The following is a 17,334-nucleotide window of genomic DNA, read 5'->3' as shown; positions in this document are numbered from 1 at the left end:
GTGCAGCCCTTCGCCGGTGCGGCGATGCGACTGCCTGCGTTTCGGGCTGCAACGGTGAAATTTGCCCGTATTTTCAGCAGATCACTGATAGGTCATCGCGGTTCTCAAACCCTCGTCTTTCCTGTATGTTCTGCGCAAACAGGCCGGGCGACCCGGTCGGGCAGGATATCAGGCATGAAGAAACCGACCGGCAGGGGCAGCGTTGTCGCCGACAAACGCAATTTCGACCAAGCTCCTCAGAAAAAGCAGAAACAGCAGGCCGCCCCTTCGGGCAAGCCGCCGCGCCAGCCGCGCCGGGGCAATGTCGTGACTCGGGGAATCACCGGGCTGATCTCGCTTGTCTGGCGCGTGGTCTGGAGCTCGTTCTGGCGGCTGGGGCTGACCGTCACCGCCATCGTTCTGGCCGCGACCTTCTATTTCTATACCACCCTGCCCGAGGCTTCGGCGCTGTTTGACGGCCGCGCGCGCGGCTCGGTCACCATGCAGGACACCGAAGGCCGGGTCTTTGCCTGGCGGGGTGAGACCTTCGGCATGGTCAGCGCCGACAAGATCGCGCCGGTGCTGAAAAACGCCGTGGTCGCGACCGAGGACAAGCGCTTTTACGGCCATATGGGCATCAGCCCGCGCGGCATCGCCAGCGCCGTCAAGATCAACATGGCCGAGGGCCGTGGCCCGCTGGAGGGCAATGGCGGCTCGACCATCACCCAGCAGGTGGCGAAACTGCTGTGTTTGGGCGAAACCTTCGACCCCACGCGCTGGAAATCCGAAGCAGATTTCGAGGCCGAATGCCGCAAGTCCTCGATCTGGCGCAAGGTCAAGGAAGTCCCCTATTCGCTGGCCATGGAGGCCAAATATTCGAAAGAGGACATCCTCAACATCTATATGAACCGCTCGTATCTGGGCGCGGGCGCGCGCGGCTTCGAGGCGGCCTCGCAGCGCTATTTCGACAAGTCGGCCGATCAGGTGAACGCGGCCGAGGCGGCGATGCTGGCGGGCCTGCTGAAGGCGCCCAGCTATTTCGCGCCCACCTCGAACCTGGAACGCGCGCAGGACCGCGCCAGCGTCATTCTGGGGCTGATGCACGATCAGGGCTATCTGGATGACGCGCAATTCGCGGATGCCAAGGCCAATCCGGCGGTGCTCTCCAAGGCGGCGGCGGCACGCGCGGGCGGCTATTTCGCCGATTGGGTGATGGAATCCGGCCCCGGCTTCCTGACCAGCGAAACGACCGAGGACGTCACCATCACCACCACCTTCGACCAGCGCGTGCAGCGCGCGGCCGAACGGGCGTTGAAGCGCATCTTTGACGAAAAGGTCGCGGATGGCTCCAAGGCGCAGGCGGCGGTGGTGATCATGTCACCCGATGGCGCCGTGCGGGCGATGATCGGCGGTCGCGACAATACCGCCGTCGGCACCTTCAACCGCGCGACGCAGGCCAAGCGGCAGACCGGCTCGAGCTTCAAGCCCTTCGTCTTTGCCGCCGCGCTGGATCAGGGCTACAGCCCCGACAGTCTGGTGCTGGACGCGCCGCTGACGATCAATGTGCGTGGTTCCGGCCCGTGGTCGCCGCAGAACTACACCCGCCGCTATCTGGGCGAGGTCACGCTGACCCGCGCCCTGGCGCAATCGCTGAACACCGCCACCGTCCGCCTGCAGGAAACCGCCGGGCGCGACGCCGTGCGCCGCGTCGCCACCGATTTCGGCTTTGCCAATGATCTGGCGCGCGGGCCGTCGCTGGGGCTTGGGGCCTCGGAATCGACGCTGCTGGCGATGACCGGCGCCTATGCCGGCATCCGCAATGGCGGCACCGCCGTCAGCCCCTATGGTCTGGTCGAGTTGCGCATCAAGGGCGACGATCAGGCGCTGATCGGTCAGGCCGGCGGCATGGGCAAGCGCGTCATCTCGCAAAAGGCGGCGGGCGAGTTGATCGGCATGATGGAGCAGGTGATCCAGAACGGCACCGGCGGCCGCGCCAAGCTGTCGGGCCGCCCGGCGGCGGGCAAGACCGGCACCACCTCAAGCTACAAGGACGCGTGGTTCATCGGCTTTACCGGCCAGTATGTCGCCGGCGTCTGGATGGGTTATGACGATAACACGCCCTTGAAAGGCGTGACCGGCGGTGGCCTGCCTGCCGAGATCTGGCAGGCGGTGATGGAGGAAATCCACGAGGGTCTGCCGGTCGAATCCTTGGGGAATTTCGCCTTTGATGCCTCGGGCGCGGTGCCGCAGGTGGTCAACACGGGCACCGATGGCGCCGCCGACCCGCTGGCGGATGCGTTGTCGCAGGCGCTTGGCCAGCCGTCTCCGCAGGCCCCCGCCCCAGTCGAGGGGCAGGAACAGGTCCTGACACCCGACGCGCCCCAACCCGCCCCCGCAGATGAGGTCGCGACGGAAGAGACCGTGGGCGGCCCGCCCACCTTCCCGGCAGAAACCACGACCAGCGACGGCATCACCCCCACGGATCCGGGGGCCGAGGATGCGCTGACCCAGGCCCTGCGCGGCATCAGCGGCGTCTATCAGGAATAACGGCAAAAGGCCGGCCCCTCGGGCCTGGCCTTTTCCTTTGTCGTCTGCGGCTTGCCGTCTCAGCCAGCCTTTTCCAGATCGGCGGTCAGCGCCGCGATATCACCGCCACGCTTGGCCAGCATGGCACCCACCTCGGCCCGCTCCGAGGCCAACATGTTCACGCCCTCGATGATGATGTTGAAATAACGGCTTTGCCCGGACTTGTCCGAGACATGCCATTCCACCTCCATCGGGCTGCGCCCCTTGAGATAGGCAACCGAAGTCACGGCATAGAAGGATTTGACCTTTTTTGCCCCCGTCACCTCGATTTTCGAGCCGATGAATTCGCGGAACCGCTTGCCGTATTTGCGCCCGATATAGCCCTGAAACGCCTGTTTATAGGCCGCGAACTCGGCCGCACCGGCCTGCCGCGCCGCCGGCCCCAAGGCCGAACGGGCGATGATGTCGACATCGGCATAGCGCGCAAAAATCGCCTCGAAAGTCTTGAACATCTGCGCCGGGGGCTGGCCGGAATTGATGACGGCATAGACCTCGTCCAGCGACTTCTGGATCAGAGCGCGCGCCTCGTCGGTGTTCAGCGCCCAGGCGGGGGCGGCGGTCACGGCGACCAGCCCGGCCCCGATCAGGCCCAGAAAGCCGCGCCGGGTCTCATTCGGCATAAGGGTCAATGTAATCTCCTTCTTCGCCCAGTTCATGGCGGCGATGCTGCATCCAGATCAGCCGCGTCTGGGCATAACTATCGGCACTTTCATGCAGGATGGAATCGACGGAATCGCTGAAACGCCCGCGCTCACCGGCTTTTGAGACGACGCGCGTGCCAAGGCTGATCAGATATTCGTCACGGTTGAGCCATTGCCGGGTCGGGTCGATGACCAGATCGACCAGCCGGCCGACAGCGTCCCGCTCGGTCGAGGGGCCGATCAGCGGCAGCTCAAGATAGGCCCCCTCGCCCACGCCCCAGACCGCCAGCGTCTGGCCGAAATCGGTATCCTCTTCGGGCAGGGCAAAATCCTTGCCGGCCGGGTCCAGAAAACCCGCCAAACCCAGCGACGAGTTGACAAGAAAACGGAAGGTGGTGCGCACCGCCGGCGCGGGTTTTCCCTGCAAAAGATGGTTTACCGCCTTGCCGGGCAGGGCAAGGTTTTCGCCGAAATTTCCGACAACCTCGACCGCGCGGCTGCCCACGCCCTCCCCTTTACCGTCACCGCCCGACATGCCCGAACTGAGTGGCTTGACCAGATTGGCGTCGACGCCGCGATTGAAATCATGCACGCGGCGGTTCATCGGCTCATAGCGGTCGTTGATCCCGTCGCCATCCTGATCGCTTGCACAGGCCGCCAGCAGGAAAGTGGCGCAAACTGCAGTCGGAAAAATCTTTGCTGGCAAGCTTGTGATAACCTTCTCTCGCTATGACTTGCCTTGTCCACGCTGATTCGGGACAAGGATCGGAACCGCATCCGGGCGACCGGGCTGTTGTGCGGCCGCGCTTTGGGATATGCGCTGTGGCGATTCCGGGCAAGGCCCGGCGGGTTGATGAGGAAGGAACCGGCATGGCCTTGCCGCCGATGCGACATGACGGCCGGCGCGAGCTGCGATCCGCGCGCAGCAGCGCCTGGCAGCTTTACACCGGCGTAGGGATATTTTCCTTTGCGGTGAACCTGCTGATGCTGACCGGCCCGCTCTTCATGATGCAGGTCTATGACCGCGTCCTTGCCAGCCGCTCGGTCGAGACGCTGACGGCGCTGTTTCTTCTGGTCGTGTTCCTGTTCGCGATGATGGGGCTTCTGGATCTGGCCCGCAACCGCGTCATGGCGCGAATCGCCGCCCGTTTCCAGGAACGGATGGAGGGGCGGGTCTTCACCGCCGCGCTTCAGGACGGGAACGCCGCCGGCTCGGACGTGATCCTGCGCGGCGGCATGCGCGACCTCGAGGCCGTGCAACGTTTGATCGGATCACCGGTCCTGATGGCGCTGTTCGACTTGCCCTGGGCGCCGTTCTTCCTGGCGGCGGTCTTCCTTTTCCACCCCATCCTTGGCGCGGTCGCCACGGCGGGTCTGGTGATCCTGGTGATCTCGACGCTGCTGAACCAATGGCTCAGCCGCGATTCGCTGCAGCAGGCGGCGATCGCCAGCGCGGCCGCAGAGCGCATGTCCGACCTTTACCGCGACGAGGGCGAGTTGATCGGTTCGCTGGGCATGCGCGGCGCCACCTTCCATCGCTGGCAGGAAGCCCGCGACCGCGCCACCGAGGCGACGATCCGCGGCGCCGACCGTGCCACCAGCTTCACGGTCTTTTCGCGCACCTTCCGGCTGTTTTTGCAAAGCGCATTGCTGGCCGCCGGTGCCTGGCTGGTGCTGCGCCATGAGGTCACGCCGGGCGCGATGATCGCCTCGTCGATCCTGATGGGCCGCGCTCTGGCGCCGGTCGAGCAGGTTGTGGGCGGCTGGTCCATGGTGCAGCGCGCCCAGGATGGCTGGAACCGACTGTCCGAATTGTTGTCGCGCCGCCCGCCCCTGCCGCCCCGCACCCCCCTGCCCCATCCCCCGGCGCAGCTCGAGGTGCGAAATCTTACCGTGGTGCCGCCGGGTCAGTCCGTCCCCACGCTGCGCGGGGTCAGTTTCGATCTGGCGCCGGGACAGGCGCTCGGCGTCATCGGTCCCTCCGGGGCCGGCAAGACCACGCTCGCACGCGCGCTGATCAGCGCCTGGCCGGTTTCCGGAGGCTCGATCCGTCTGGCCGGCGCCACGCTGGAACAATACGACCCCGATGTGCTGGGTGGGCTCATCGGCTATCTGCCGCAGCAGGTGACGCTGTTCGATGGCACCATCGCCGAGAATATCGCCCGCCTCTCGCCCAACCCTGATCCGCAGCGCGTGGTGGCCGCCGCAAGCGCCGCCGCCGCCCATCGGATGATCCTCGATCTGCCCCAGGGCTATGATACGCGACTGACGCAAGGCGGCGGACGCCTGTCGGGCGGGCAGATCCAGCGCATCGGCCTGGCCCGTGCGCTTTATGCGGACCCGGCCATCTTCGTTCTGGACGAACCGAACTCGAACCTCGACAACGAGGGCTCTGCCGCGCTCAATCTTGCCATCCGCAACATCAAGGCGCGTGGCGGTGCGGTCATCATCATGGCTCACCGTCCGGCTGCGATAACCGAATGCGAATTGCTGCTGGTCATGGATCAGGGCATGCGCCGTGCCTTCGGGCCGCGCGACGAGGTACTGAAAACCATGGTCAAGAACGCCGATCAGATCGCCCGCGCGCAAGGACAGGGACATGGCGGAGGCGTGACATGACCGATCCCGACCACCTTGGCCGCGCCCCGGTCGCGAAACTGGACGAGGCCGGCACGCCCGAGGCACCGCCGCGTTTTCGCGCCCAGCGGGCCGAGGCCCCGCCGCCGCCACCGCCGCCCCGCCACCGCCCGACCTGGTCGGCGCGCGGGCCGGTTCTGCTTGGGATCTTCGCGCTGGCGCTGCTCGTGGGCGGCTTCGGCATCTGGTCCTGGACGGCACGCATCGCCGGCGCCGTCGTCGCCGGCGGCCAGGTCGAGGTGGAGCAGCGCCGCCAGATCGTCCAGCATCCCGATGGCGGCGTCGTCGCCGAAATCCTCATCCATGACGGCGAGACGGTCACCGCCGGTCAGCCGCTGATCCGGCTGGACGGCGCGCTTCTGAATACCGAGCTTGCCATCGTCGAGGGCCAGTATTTCGAGATCCTCGCCCGCCGCGGCCGGCTCGAGGCCGAACGTGCCGACGGAACCGAAATCACCTTCCCCGAAGATCTGGTCAAGGCCGCCACGCACCGTCCTGAACTTGCCGCGCTGATGGCAGGGCAGAAAAGCCTGTTTGCCGCGCGCCTCGACACGCTCAAGCAATCGCTCGGCCAACTGGCCAAGCAATCCGAGCAGATCGATTCGCAGATCGGCGGTATCGATGCCCAGACACGGGCCTTACAGCAGCAGCGCGACTTCATTTCCCAGGAATTGCGCGATCAGCGCGCGCTGCTGGAAAAGGGGCTGGCGCAGGCTCCACGTGTGCTCGCGCTGGAACGCGAGGCGGCGCGTCTTGACGGCCAGCTTGGCGAAATGACCGCAACCCGCGCCCGTGCGGTAACCCAGCTTGCAGAGATCGATCTGTCCAGACTGGAAAAATCAGCCAGCTATCGTGAAGCGGCCGAAACCGAGCTGCGCGACCTCGGCTATCGCGAACTCGAACTGGCCGAGCGCCGCCGGTCGCTGATCGAACAGGTCTCACGGCTGGAAATCCGTGCGCCGGTCTCGGGTGTGGTCCAGGAATTGCAGGTGACGACGCCGCGTTCGGTCATCCGCCCTGCCGATCCGATCCTCTATATCATTCCGCAGGATCGGCCGCTGGTCGTCGTCGCCCGTGTCGCCACGATCAATGTCGACGAGGTCCATCCCGGCCAGCAGGTCGTGCTGCGTTTCTCCTCGTTCTCGTCGCGGACGACCCCGGAAATCGACGGCGTGCTCAGCCGCGTCTCGCCCGATACGCTGGTCGATCAGGCGACCCAGATCCCCTATTACCGCGCCGAGGTGACCATTCCGGCCACTGAACTCGAAAAGCTCAAAGGGCTGGACCTCATCCCCGGCATGCCGGTCGAGGTCTATATCCAGACCGGCGAGCGCAGCCCGATGGCCTATCTGGTGAAGCCGCTCAGCGACTATTTCATCCGCGCCTTCCGCGAGAACTGATCTCAACAAAAAGGGGCGCGGCCAGGACCACGCCCCTTCTTTCATGTCAAAATATCCCGGGGGAGTCGCGCGACGCGCGACGGGGGCAGCGCCCCCTAGACCCCCAGACACCAGCGCATGACCGCCTTCTGCGCATGCAGCCGGTTCTCAGCCTCGTCAAAGATCACCGAATTCGGCCCATCCATGACCGCGCTCGTCACCTCGTCGTCGCGATGCGCCGGCAGGCAATGCATGAACAGCGCGTCAGGCTTGGCCTGCGCCATCAGCGCCTCATTGACCTGATAGCCGCGCAGCTGGTTGTGGCGCCGCTCGCGCGCCGATTGCGGATCATGCATCGAGACCCAGGTATCGGTCACCACCAGATCGGCACCCTCGACCGCTTTCGCCGGGTCGCGCTCGATCAGCGCCTGAACGCCTTGCGCACGGGCGAATTCCATCGCCTCGTGCTCGGGGTCCAGGGGCGGAGGGCCGGTAAAGGTGAAGTCGAAACCGAACTGACCGGCAGCATGCACCATGCTCGCGCAGACATTGTTGCCGTCGCCCGACCAGACCACCTTGCGCCCGGCGATCGGGCCGCGATGTTCCTCAAATGTCATAACATCGGCCATGATCTGGCAGGGATGGGTGCGGTTCGTCAGGCCATTGATCACCGGCACACTGGCATATTCGGCCATTTCCAGCAGCGTCGCCTCTTCAAAGGTGCGGATCATGATCAGATCGACATAGCGCGACAGCACCCGCGCCGTGTCGGCGATGGTCTCGCCATGGCCCAGCTGCATTTCCTTGCCCGACAGCACCATGGTCTGCCCGCCCATCTGGCGCACACCCAGATCGAAACTGACCCGCGTCCGCGTCGAGGGCTTTTCAAAGATCAGCGCCACCATGCGGTTCGCCAGCGGCTGCTCGGTATCGGGCGCGCCCTTGGGCTGGCCATTGCGGGCATCCTTCATCCGGCGCGCGGCGTCGATCATGCCCCGCAGATCGGATTTCGCGGTGGTGTGGATATCAAGGAAGCTGTTCATTTGTGACGGTCTTTCGAATGGTTCCGGCAAGCAAGCCGCTTTGCCGGCACGAGGTCAAGGCCTCAGGCTGAATTCACTTGCGGGGATCGGCACCGCCGTCATCGGTGCCGGTTCAGCGCAAACCCGGGCGCGCCGACATCAGACATCAAGCCGCCCCGCCGCACGGTCAAGCCGCGCCACCGCCTCAGAGATTTCCGCGTCGCTGATGGTCAGCGGCGGCAGCAGGCGCAGGGTATTGTCGGCCGCCGCCACGGTCAGGACCTGTTCGGCATAGCCGGCCCTGACCAGATCGGCAGGCGCGACCTTGCATTTCAGCCCCAGCATCAGGCCCTGCCCGCGCACCAGCTCGAAGACCTCGGGATGGGCGGCGACCAGACCTTCCAGCTTTTGACGGAACAGGCCCGCCTTGCGGTTCACCTCGGAGAGAAACTCGGGCTGGGTGACAATCTCCATCACCCGCGCGCCGACCGCGCAGGCCAGCGGGTTGCCGCCATAGGTCGAGCCATGCGTGCCCGCGACCATCCCCGCCGCGGCCTGTTCCGTGGCCAGCACCGCGCCCAGCGGAAAGCCCCCGCCGATGCCCTTGGCGACCATCATGATATCGGGCGCGATGCCGGCATATTCATGCGCAAACAGCTTGCCGGTCCGGCCCATGCCCGATTGCACCTCGTCCAGCACCAGAAGCGCGCCGGTCTGGTCGCACAGCGCCCGGATCAGCCGCAGATCGGCGTCGGGCAGCGGGCGGATGCCGCCCTCGCCCTGCACCGGTTCCAGCATGACGGCGGCGGTGCGATTCGTGATCGCGGCTTTCAGCGCCTCCATGTCGCCCCAGGGCAGGTGCCTGAAGCCGGGCATCAGCGGGCCAAAGCCCTTGACCATCTTTTCCGCCCCCGAAGCGGCAATCGCCCCGGTCGAGCGGCCATGAAACGCCCCCTCAAAGGTCAGGATCTCGTGGCGGTCGGGATCGCCCTTATGGTCCCAGTATTTGCGCACCATCTTGATCGCCAGTTCCGCCGCCTCGGTGCCTGAATTGGTGATGAAGGCGGTATCGGCAAAGGTGTTTTCGACCAGCAGATCGGCGAGCTTTTCCTGTTGGGGGATGTGGTAAAGGTTCGAGACATGCCAGATCTTGCCGGCCTGCTCGGTCAGCGCGGCGACCAGATCGGGATTGGCATGCCCCAGCGCGTTGACAGCGATGCCCGCGCCCAGATCCAGATATCGTGTCCCGTCCGCAGTGATGGCCCAGGTGCCCTCGCCCCGCTCAAAGGCAAGGTCGGCGCGGTTATAGGTCGGCAGGACGTGCGGAATCATGGGATTGTCCTTTTGCAGACAGGGCCACCTTCAGGTGGCGACAGGTATGGGAAAGGCAGGCGGGATCGGACGCTGAAAAAATCAACGTCGGGGACGGGCGATATGGGCGGTCCGAACGATCATGCGGTCTGAAATAACGGCAAACAGATGGCCGCGCAACGAATTTTACGCCTTCATCCGATAGCCGGTGGAAAGCCAGCGCCAGGCCAGCCCCAGAACCAGCACCACCGCCAGCGCACAGACCGCCAGCCCCAGTAGCGGCGGCGCATCCGAGACGCCGGCGATGCCATAGCGCGCGCCGTCGATCAGGTAAAAGATCGGGTTCCAATGCGCCAGCGTGCGAAAGGGTTCGGGCAGGGCCTCGACCGAATAGAAGGTGCCCGACAGAAAGGACAGCGGCGTCACGATGAAATTGGTAATCGCCGCCATCTGGTCGAATTTCTGCGCGACGATGCCGCCGATCAGGCCGAGCCCGCCCATCAGCAGTGCGCCCAGAACCACGAAGGCGAGCGCCCAGATGGGATGCGCGATGCCTTGGCCAAGCACCAGCGCCATGCCAGCGGCGATCACCACTGCCACGATCAGCGACCGCGCCAGCGCGCCGGTCAGATAGCCGGTCAGGATCTCGCCCGCCGACAGGGGCGGCATCAGCGTATCGACGATATTGCCCTGCATCTTGGCCGAAATCAGGCTGGAGGAGGTATTGGCGAAGGCGTTCTGGATCACCGTCATCATCAGGATGCCCGGCCCCAGAAAGGCCAGATAGGGCAGACCCATGATCTCGCCCCGGCCCTTGCCAAGCGCCAGCGCAAAGACCACGACGAACAGCCCCGCCGTCATCAGCGGCGCCAGCACCGTCTGCTGCCAGACATTCAGAAAGCGCATCACCTCGCGCCGGGCCAATGTGTAAAGCCCCAGCCAGTTCACGCGCCCGAAACGCCGCACGCCCATCTGGGGGAATCTGCGGTCAGGCTGGAAAGGTTGCATCGGCGCTCCTTGAATTTGCGGCTTCGGACGGGTAAATCTGGCTATCCCCGGATTTAAGGCCGGGTTCCGCGGAATTGAAGCCACTAGAGTGAAGGGCACCGGGTTCGTCCCCGGTGCAGGAAAGGCAAACGATGTCCTGGACCGATGAGCGCGTCGAGACGCTGAAACGCATGTGGGCCGAAGGGCAATCGGCCAGCCAGATCGCCAAGGAACTGGGCGGTGTGACCCGCAATGCCGTGATCGGCAAGGTCCACCGGCTGGGCCTGTCGAACCGCAATGACGACACCCCCGAGGCAGCCCCCGCCGCCGCGCCCGAGGCCAAGCCCGCACCTGCGGCCGCAGCCCCAAAGCCCGCGCCCGAGCCGGCCCCCGAACCCAAGCCCGCCGCCGCAGCGGCCGCCGCTCCCGCGCCGCAGCCCGAGCCTGAACCCGAGGCAGCCGCCCCCGCCGCCAGCAACTTCAACCGCCGGCCCATCGTGCCCGCCGGTCAGCCGCTGCCGCCGCAGCCCTCGGCCAATGAGATCAGCCCCGAGGCGCTGGCCTCGGTCCGCGAGGTCGAAAAGCGCGCCCGCAAGCTTAGCCTGATGGAGCTGACCGAGCGCACCTGCAAATGGCCGATCGGCGACCCGGCAACCGACAAGTTCTGGTTCTGCGGCCTGCCCTCGGTCGCCGGCAAACCCTATTGCGAGGCGCATGTCGGCGTGGCCTTCCAACCGATGAGCTCGCGCCGCGACCGTCGCCGCTAAGGGTCGGGGGATGCATTTCCCCCGCCTTGCCGCGCTGGCGGTGGTGCTGGACGGCGACCGGGTTCTGCTGGTCCAGCGCCGCAACCCGCCCGATGCCGGGCTGTGGGGTTTTCCCGGCGGCCATGTCGAGCCGGGCGAGACGGCACTGGATGCCGCCGCCCGCGAACTGGCCGAGGAAACCGGCGTCATCGCCCGCCCCCGCGCCTATCTGGACAATATCGACGTGATCGAACGCGGGGCCGATGGCGCCCTGCGGTTCCATTTCCTGCTGGCGGTGGTGCTGTGCGAGCATGTCTCGGGCGACCCGGTGGCCGCCGATGACGCGCGGGACGCGGCATGGATCGCGGTCGCCGATGTGCTTGAGGGGCGCCTGCCCCTCAGTGCCAGTGTGGCAGGAACGCTGCGTAAGGCGCTGGCACAAGACGGATCGCGGTGATCCTGCGGCAGCGCAGGAAATAGACCAGCGCCTGCACCAGCATCATGAAGGCGGCCAGTTCCAGCAGCTCCTCGCCCCGCCCGGCCAGCGTGCCGTATTCGGGCGCGAGGATGACGCCGAAATCCGCCAGCTTGCGGTCCAGCCCGTCCAGCGATTTCGCCACCACCACCAGCAGCGCCGCCAGCCCGGCAAGCCAGCTTGCCGGCAGGCCCGCCCGCAGCCCGGCCCACCAGCGCGGCATCGTGATTGTCAGTAACCGCCAGCCGCAGACCAGGATCAGCGCGATCACCGCCAGCCCGAGCAACTTTTCCCAAAGCGACGACGGCCCCGAGTAAAGCCGCAATTGCAGCACCCCTTCCGAGGTGAAACGCTTGTCGAAATCCAGCTCGCGCAGCGTCATCAGCGTCAGAATGACCGGGATATGCCACTGCCGCCCCCGCATGTCATCGGCGCCCGTCACCCACCACAGCCCCGCCGCGAACGCCAAAAGCGCCGCCGACATCAGCTCGATCGTGTGCCCTTCCTTGAAGATGACCGCGACGGATTCGTGCAGCGCAAGATCGACGCCCAGAAACATCAGCGTGGCGGCAAGCATGGCGGCAAGGGTGAAGGCGGGGTGTAGGGGGTCGTTCCCTGTCATGGGGCGCTGGGTTCTCTCGCTGATGGATCCTGAGGGCGCGACAACCGCAAAGACACAACGCTAGGTTAACCTGCCGCTGGGTCACAGTTAGGAACCCCACCCCCGTGTGACAAGACATGACGGAACCGTGACGGCGCGTCGCGAGACACTGGCCTTCGCGCCGTGCCGCCGGTAAACAGCGCAGAAGCAGTTTTCAGGACCCGGACATGGCGCGGCATCTCATCACCTCGGCGATCCCCTATATCAACGGGATCAAGCACCTCGGCAATCTGGTCGGCTCGCAGCTTCCGGCGGATCTATACGCCCGCTATCTGCGCCAACGCGGCCATGAGGTGATGTTCATCTGCGCCACCGACGAGCATGGCACCCCGGCCGAGCTGGCCGCCAAGAAAGCCGGCAAGCCGGTCCCGGTCTATTGCGCCGAAATGCACGGCATTCAGGCCGAGATCGCCCGCAATTTCGGCCTGTCCTTCGACCATTTCGGCCGCTCGTCCAGCGAGCGCAACCACGTCCTGACCCAGCATTTCGCCGGCAAGCTGGACGAGAACGGCTGGATTTCCGAGGTCGAGGAAAGCCAGGTCTATTCCATCGACGACGGCCGCTTCCTGCCCGACCGCTATATCGAGGGCACCTGCCCGAATTGCGGCTATGACAAGGCGCGGGGCGACCAGTGCGAGAATTGCACCAAGCAGCTGGACCCGACCGACCTGATCGACCCGCGCAGCGCCATCAGCGGCTCGACCAACCTTGAGGTGCGGGCGACCAAGCATCTTTACCTGCGCCAGCGGGCGTTGAAGGACCAGATTTCGGCCTGGATCGACAGCAAGACCGACTGGCCGATCCTGACCACCTCGATCGCGCGCAAATGGCTCAATGACGGCGACGGCTTGCAGGACCGCGGCATCACCCGCGATCTGGACTGGGGCATTCCGGTCAAGAAAGGTGACGCGCCCTGGCCGGGGATGGAGGGCAAGGTCTTCTACGTCTGGTTCGACGCCCCCATCGAATATATCGCCGGCACCGCCGAGGGCGCCGATGCCAAGGGCCTGCCCGACAGCGCATGGCGCCGCTGGTGGCGTCTGGACGAGGGCGCGGCGGACGTGACCTACACCCAGTTCATGGGCAAGGATAACGTGCCCTTCCACACGCTGGGCTTTCCGGCCACCATCATCGGCTCGGGCGAGCCGTGGAAGATGGTCGATTACATCAAGTCCTTCAACTACCTGACCTATGACGGCGGGCAGTTCTCGACCAGCCAGGGGCGCGGCGTGTTCATGGATCAGGCGCTGTCGATCCTGCCGGCCGATTACTGGCGCTGGTGGCTTTTGTCCCACGCCCCCGAATCGGGGGACAGCGAATTCACCTGGGACAATTTCCAGCAATCCGTGAACAAGGATCTGGCGGACGTTCTGGGCAATTTCGTCAGCCGCATCACCAAGTTCTGCCGCTCGAAATTCGGCGAGGTGATCCCCGAGGGCGGCGCATACGGCCCCGAAGAGCTGGAGCTGATCGCCACGCTGGACCAGAAGATCCGCGCCTATGAAGGCTTCATGGACCATACCGAGGTGCGCAAATCCGCCGCCGAACTGCGCGCGATCTGGGTTCTGGGCAACGAATATCTGCAATCGGCCGCGCCCTGGTCCACCTTCAAGACCGACCCGGAAAAGGCTGCGATGCAGGTCCGGCTGGGGCTGAACCTGATCCGGCTTTATGCGGTATTGTCGGCGCCCTTCATTCCCTTTGCCGCGGATACGATGCTGGCCGCGATGCAGTCCGAGAACCGCGACTGGCCCGCGGATGCGCGCACCGCGCTTGAGGTTCTGCCCGCCGGCCACGCCTTTACCGTCCCCGAAGTCCTGTTTGCCAAGATCAGCGACGAGGCCCGCGACGAATGGCAAGAGCGGTTCAAGGGCATCCGCAGCTAGGCCCGCGCCCGCACGGCCAAGGCTTGCCATTCCCCCCTCCGCCCGCTAGCCAATCCATGGCGCGGGCGTGGCGGAATGGTAGACGCATGGGACTTAAACTCCCTGGGGCGCAAGCCTGTGCGGGTTCGAGTCCCGCCGCCCGCACCATAATTCAGACAATTTGATCAAATACTTGAATTAATCAAGTTGACGCCACGTCCAACTGGACAGCGGCGCCAGATCCGTATTCGGATCGCCGGGACCGTGGGCGACCACGGGAAAGTGAGCCGCCCACGATCGCAGAAAAAGGGCAAGAGAGGACGCACCGGTTCGTCTTCCCTTGCCGCCCGGACAGACCTAACCACCACGCTCGGCCTGTCCGGGTTTATCTTTTCTGTCGGCCCTTATTGATTACCCTGCCTGACGATTCGCCGCAAACCTCAACCGACCCTGTTTTTAAACAATTCGCCTTGTTTCCTGCGCCGGGACGGCTAACTTCGCCGCGAATTCCGAATGCAGGAGAGCAAGATGGCACAGCGCCTTCACCTCGTCTTCGGTGGCGAACTGATCGACCCCTCGCGCACCGAGTTCCGTGACACCGACAATATCCATGTCGTCGGCATTTTTCCCGATTACCAATCCGCCCATGCCGCCTGGAAAGCCGAGGCGCAGCGCACCGTGGACAGCGCCCATACCCGCTATTTCATCGCCCATCTGCACCGGCTGCGCGACGAGGAACGCGAGGTCAGCCCGACCGAAGAACTCGGCGGCTGAGTGCCCGCGCGCTGATGGCATTTGCCGACGCGACCTCATCGCTGGCCCTGTGGCTGCATCTGCGCCGCCGCGCGGCCTTTGGCGGCGACAGGGCCGAATCCCCTGCCCCGCCGCCGGGCGAGGGGCCGCTGATTCTGGTCCATCTGTCCGAACGCGCCGATGACCCGCCGCCCGTGGGGGCGCTGATCCGGGCGATGCTGGTGCGCCGGCCGGGGCTGCGCTTTGCCTTCAGCGGCGCGGTGCCTGCCGCCGACCAGCTGCCGGCGGATCTGCGCGCCATCCACATGCCGCTGCCCCGCGATTCCAACGCGGTGCGCGAGGTGATCGACAGATTGGCGCCGCGCGCGCTGCTGCTTATGGGCGATCAGCTGCCCTCGGCGCTGATCACCGGCATGGCCGAGCGGGGCCTGCCGATCATCCTGTCCGAGGCGCGGCTCAGCGCCTATACGCGAAGCAGCTCGTGGCGCGGCGCGGTCAATCGCGGGCTGATGGGGCGTATCACCCATGTGCTTGCCCCCGACCTGACCGCCGGCGCCGCCGCCCGCCAATTGGGCGCCGCCCCCGAACGGGTCGAATTGACCGGCCCGGTGACCGAGACCCTCCCCCCCCTGCACGCCAATGAGGCCGAGCGCCGCGCGCTGGCGCAGATCATGGCCGGGCGTCACATCTGGCTTGCCGCCGCACCGACCCTGCCCGAGGCCTGCGCCGCGCTGGCCGCACATGCGGCGGCGCTGCATCACAACCATCGCGCGCTGCTGATCCTCGCTGACCTGCCCGACGAGATCATCCCCGGCATCCTGGCCGAGGTCGAGACACTGGGCCTGGCTGCCGTCCTGCGCTCCGAGGATCATGACCCCGAGCCCGACGACCATGTCCTGATCGCCGAGGATGGCTATGAAATGGGCCTGTGGTACCGTCTGGCGCCGGTCTGCTTCATGGGCGGCACGCTTCTGGCCGGGGACGGCGCGAAACCGCGCCACCCGTTCGAGGCGGCGGCGCTGGGATCGGCGATCATCCACGGCCCGCTGACCGAGACCCATTCCCCCGAATGGACCCAGCTGGACGGCGCCAATGCCGCGCGCATGGTGGCCGACGCGGCCGGGCTGACCAAGGCGGTGGCCGATCTTTCGGCCGCCGATCAGGCGGCGATGCTGGCCGGCAATGCCTGGGCGGTCAGCACCGGCGGCGCCGCCGTCCTGCGCCGCATCGCCGACACGGTGATCGACGCGATGGAGAACCCCGCATGAGCCGCCACGCCCCCGCCTTCTGGTTCCGCCCGCCGGGCCTCAAGGCGCGGCTGCTGGCGCTCCTGGGCACGCTTTACGCCGGGGCCACCGCCCGCCGTCTGGCCAAGGGCGGGCGCGCCCGCGTCGGCGTGCCGGTGATCTGCGTCGGCAATATCAATGCCGGCGGCACCGGCAAGACCCCCACCGTCATCATGCTGGCGCAGATGCTGCAAGCGCGCGGCGTCGCCGTGCAGATCGTCTCGCGCGGCTATGGCGGCAGCGAAAAGGGGCCATTGCAGGTTCAGGAATCGCGCCACAGCGCCGATCAGGTCGGCGATGAGCCCCTGCTGATGGCGGCCTTTGCCCCGGTCTGGGTCGCGGATGACCGCTTGACCGGGGCAAGGGCCGCCGTGCAGGCCGGTGCGCAGGCGATCCTGCTGGATGACGGCTTTCAGGACCCGGCACTGGCCCATGATTTGTCGCTGGTCGTGGTCGATGCGGCGCGGGGATTTGGCAACGGGCTTTGCCTGCCCGCCGGCCCCCTGCGCGAGCCGGTCGCGACCGGGCTTGCCCGCGCCGACCTGCTGCTCTCGATCGGCGAGGCCCAAGCGCAGGCGCAGTTCGCGGCGCAGAACCCCGGCCTGCCGCTGCCGCATCTGAGCGGGCGGCTGGCGCCCTTGCAGACCGGCATGGACTGGCAGGGCCTGCGCGTCATGGCCTTTGCCGGGATCGGCCATCCCGAGAAATTCTTCACCACGCTGCGCGGTCTTGGCGCCGAACTCGTGCGCGCCGAAGCGCTTGAGGATCACCAGCCCTTTACCCCGCAGCTGCTGACCCGGCTGGAAACCGAGGCGCGACTGGCCGGCGCGCAGCTGGTGACGACGGAAAAGGACGCGGCCCGGATGCCGCGCAGCTTTCGGCCCAAGGTGCTGGCCCTGCCCGTCCGGCTGCAGCTGGACGATCCCGCACCGCTTGAGACGCGGCTGGCAGCGCTGGGGCTTTGAACGCAAAAACCCCGGCCATTCCGGGGTTTCGCTGGGTTGTC

At 66.1% G+C, this 17,334-nt stretch carries 15 protein-coding genes and 1 tRNA gene; 10 read left to right on the top strand and 6 right to left on the bottom strand.

The window, feature by feature from the left end:
• Positions 1 to 174 precede the first annotated feature (174 nt).
• Complete coding sequence (locus DFP89_RS12680) at positions 175 to 2,526, top strand: transglycosylase domain-containing protein (protein WP_114349760.1); 2,352 nt, start codon at positions 175 to 177, stop codon at positions 2,524 to 2,526.
• 59 nt (positions 2,527 to 2,585) lie between these two features.
• On the opposite strand, the gene DFP89_RS12675 is transcribed toward DFP89_RS12680, so the two are convergent.
• Positions 2,586 to 3,185 (bottom strand): MlaC/ttg2D family ABC transporter substrate-binding protein, encoded by a 600-nt coding sequence (locus DFP89_RS12675; protein ID WP_114349759.1) that lies wholly within the window; start codon positions 3,183 to 3,185, stop codon positions 2,586 to 2,588.
• Positions 3,175 to 3,912 carry an MlaA family lipoprotein gene (locus DFP89_RS12670; RefSeq protein WP_114349758.1) on the bottom strand — a complete coding sequence of 246 codons (738 nt, stop codon included), beginning with the start codon at positions 3,910 to 3,912 and terminating at the stop codon, positions 3,175 to 3,177. The genes DFP89_RS12675 and DFP89_RS12670 overlap by 11 nt, the downstream gene beginning before the upstream one ends.
• Positions 3,913 to 4,076: 164 nt before the next feature.
• On the opposite strand from DFP89_RS12670, the gene DFP89_RS12665 reads away from it, so the two are divergent.
• Positions 4,077 to 5,825: a type I secretion system permease/ATPase gene (locus tag DFP89_RS12665; RefSeq protein ID WP_114349757.1), complete on the top strand. Its 1,749-nt coding sequence runs from the start codon at positions 4,077 to 4,079 to the stop codon at positions 5,823 to 5,825.
• Entirely contained in the window at positions 5,822 to 7,243 is a 1,422-nt protein-coding gene (locus tag DFP89_RS12660) for an HlyD family type I secretion periplasmic adaptor subunit (protein WP_114349756.1), read from the top strand. The genes DFP89_RS12665 and DFP89_RS12660 overlap by 4 nt, the downstream gene beginning before the upstream one ends.
• Positions 7,244 to 7,338: 95 nt before the next feature.
• Here DFP89_RS12660 and argF read toward each other — a convergent pair whose 3' ends face one another.
• The 3 genes from argF to DFP89_RS12645 all read right to left on the bottom strand — a co-directional run bounded on the left by argF (position 7,339) and on the right by DFP89_RS12645 (position 10,563).
• Entirely contained in the window at positions 7,339 to 8,265 is a 927-nt protein-coding gene (gene argF / locus DFP89_RS12655; protein ID WP_114349755.1) for an ornithine carbamoyltransferase, read from the bottom strand.
• Between the two features lie 138 nt (positions 8,266 to 8,403).
• On the bottom strand, positions 8,404 to 9,576 hold the full coding sequence (locus tag DFP89_RS12650; protein ID WP_114349754.1) for an aspartate aminotransferase family protein: 1,173 nt from the start codon (positions 9,574 to 9,576) through the stop codon (positions 8,404 to 8,406).
• A 165-nt stretch (positions 9,577 to 9,741) separates the two neighbouring features.
• Positions 9,742 to 10,563, bottom strand: coding sequence for an ABC transporter permease (locus tag DFP89_RS12645; RefSeq protein WP_245948712.1), 822 nt, complete (start codon positions 10,561 to 10,563; stop codon positions 9,742 to 9,744).
• 131 nt (positions 10,564 to 10,694) lie between these two features.
• On the opposite strand from DFP89_RS12645, the gene DFP89_RS12640 reads away from it, so the two are divergent.
• Together DFP89_RS12640 and DFP89_RS12635 are read left to right on the top strand one after the other, a co-directional pair.
• Positions 10,695 to 11,309, top strand: a complete 615-nt coding sequence (locus DFP89_RS12640) for a GcrA family cell cycle regulator (protein WP_114349753.1) — start codon at positions 10,695 to 10,697, stop codon at positions 11,307 to 11,309.
• A gap of 10 nt (positions 11,310 to 11,319) precedes the next feature.
• Complete coding sequence (locus DFP89_RS12635) at positions 11,320 to 11,745, top strand: NUDIX hydrolase (RefSeq protein ID WP_114349752.1); 426 nt, start codon at positions 11,320 to 11,322, stop codon at positions 11,743 to 11,745.
• Here DFP89_RS12635 and DFP89_RS12630 read toward each other — a convergent pair.
• Complete coding sequence (locus tag DFP89_RS12630; protein WP_114349751.1) at positions 11,687 to 12,385, bottom strand: hypothetical protein; 699 nt, start codon at positions 12,383 to 12,385, stop codon at positions 11,687 to 11,689. The genes DFP89_RS12635 and DFP89_RS12630 overlap by 59 nt on opposite strands.
• A 206-nt stretch (positions 12,386 to 12,591) precedes the next feature.
• Here DFP89_RS12630 and metG point away from each other — a divergent pair, with 206 nt between their 5' ends.
• The 5 genes from metG to lpxK all read left to right on the top strand — a co-directional run bounded on the left by metG (position 12,592) and on the right by lpxK (position 17,293).
• Complete coding sequence (gene metG, locus DFP89_RS12625) at positions 12,592 to 14,310, top strand: methionine--tRNA ligase (RefSeq protein ID WP_114349750.1); 1,719 nt, start codon at positions 12,592 to 12,594, stop codon at positions 14,308 to 14,310.
• Positions 14,311 to 14,371: 61 nt separating this feature from the next.
• A tRNA-Leu gene (locus DFP89_RS12620) sits at positions 14,372 to 14,457 on the top strand.
• A 360-nt stretch (positions 14,458 to 14,817) separates the two neighbouring features.
• Positions 14,818 to 15,063 (top strand): DUF4170 domain-containing protein, encoded by a 246-nt coding sequence (locus DFP89_RS12615; protein WP_114349749.1) that lies wholly within the window; start codon positions 14,818 to 14,820, stop codon positions 15,061 to 15,063.
• 14 nt (positions 15,064 to 15,077) lie between these two features.
• Positions 15,078 to 16,310: a 3-deoxy-D-manno-octulosonic acid transferase gene (locus DFP89_RS12610; protein ID WP_114349748.1), complete on the top strand. Its 1,233-nt coding sequence runs from the start codon at positions 15,078 to 15,080 to the stop codon at positions 16,308 to 16,310.
• Positions 16,307 to 17,293 carry a tetraacyldisaccharide 4'-kinase gene (gene lpxK, locus DFP89_RS12605; RefSeq protein ID WP_114349747.1) on the top strand — a complete coding sequence of 329 codons (987 nt, stop codon included), beginning with the start codon at positions 16,307 to 16,309 and terminating at the stop codon, positions 17,291 to 17,293. Before DFP89_RS12610 ends, lpxK begins: the two co-directional genes overlap by 4 nt.
• Positions 17,294 to 17,334 lie beyond the last annotated feature (41 nt).

This window comes from Paracoccus lutimaris (assembly GCF_003337565.1).
GTDB classification, from domain to species: Bacteria; Pseudomonadota; Alphaproteobacteria; order Rhodobacterales; family Rhodobacteraceae; genus Paracoccus; species Paracoccus lutimaris.
Note: the sequence above shows the minus strand (reverse complement) of the source record. Positions and strands in the feature narration are given on the sequence as shown.

Bases quoted from the DNA above. Each gene is read 5' to 3' on its own strand.
- DFP89_RS12680 (WP_114349760.1), top strand. From the start codon at position 175: ATGAAGAAACCGACCGGCAGGGGCAGCGTTGTCGCCGACAAACGCAAT.
- DFP89_RS12675 (WP_114349759.1), bottom strand. From the start codon at position 3,185: ATGCCGAATGAGACCCGGCGCGGCTTTCTGGGCCTGATCGGGGCCGGG.
- DFP89_RS12665 (WP_114349757.1), top strand. From the start codon at position 4,077: ATGGCCTTGCCGCCGATGCGACATGACGGCCGGCGCGAGCTGCGATCC.
- DFP89_RS12660 (WP_114349756.1), top strand. From the start codon at position 5,822: ATGACCGATCCCGACCACCTTGGCCGCGCCCCGGTCGCGAAACTGGAC.
- argF (WP_114349755.1), bottom strand. From the start codon at position 8,265: ATGAACAGCTTCCTTGATATCCACACCACCGCGAAATCCGATCTGCGG.
- DFP89_RS12650 (WP_114349754.1), bottom strand. From the start codon at position 9,576: ATGATTCCGCACGTCCTGCCGACCTATAACCGCGCCGACCTTGCCTTT.
- DFP89_RS12645 (WP_245948712.1), bottom strand. From the start codon at position 10,563: ATGCAACCTTTCCAGCCTGACCGCAGATTCCCCCAGATGGGCGTGCGG.
- DFP89_RS12640 (WP_114349753.1), top strand. From the start codon at position 10,695: ATGTCCTGGACCGATGAGCGCGTCGAGACGCTGAAACGCATGTGGGCC.
- DFP89_RS12635 (WP_114349752.1), top strand. From the start codon at position 11,320: ATGCATTTCCCCCGCCTTGCCGCGCTGGCGGTGGTGCTGGACGGCGAC.
- DFP89_RS12630 (WP_114349751.1), bottom strand. From the start codon at position 12,385: ATGACAGGGAACGACCCCCTACACCCCGCCTTCACCCTTGCCGCCATG.
- metG (WP_114349750.1), top strand. From the start codon at position 12,592: ATGGCGCGGCATCTCATCACCTCGGCGATCCCCTATATCAACGGGATC.
- DFP89_RS12615 (WP_114349749.1), top strand. From the start codon at position 14,818: ATGGCACAGCGCCTTCACCTCGTCTTCGGTGGCGAACTGATCGACCCC.
- DFP89_RS12610 (WP_114349748.1), top strand. From the start codon at position 15,078: ATGGCATTTGCCGACGCGACCTCATCGCTGGCCCTGTGGCTGCATCTG.
- lpxK (WP_114349747.1), top strand. From the start codon at position 16,307: ATGAGCCGCCACGCCCCCGCCTTCTGGTTCCGCCCGCCGGGCCTCAAG.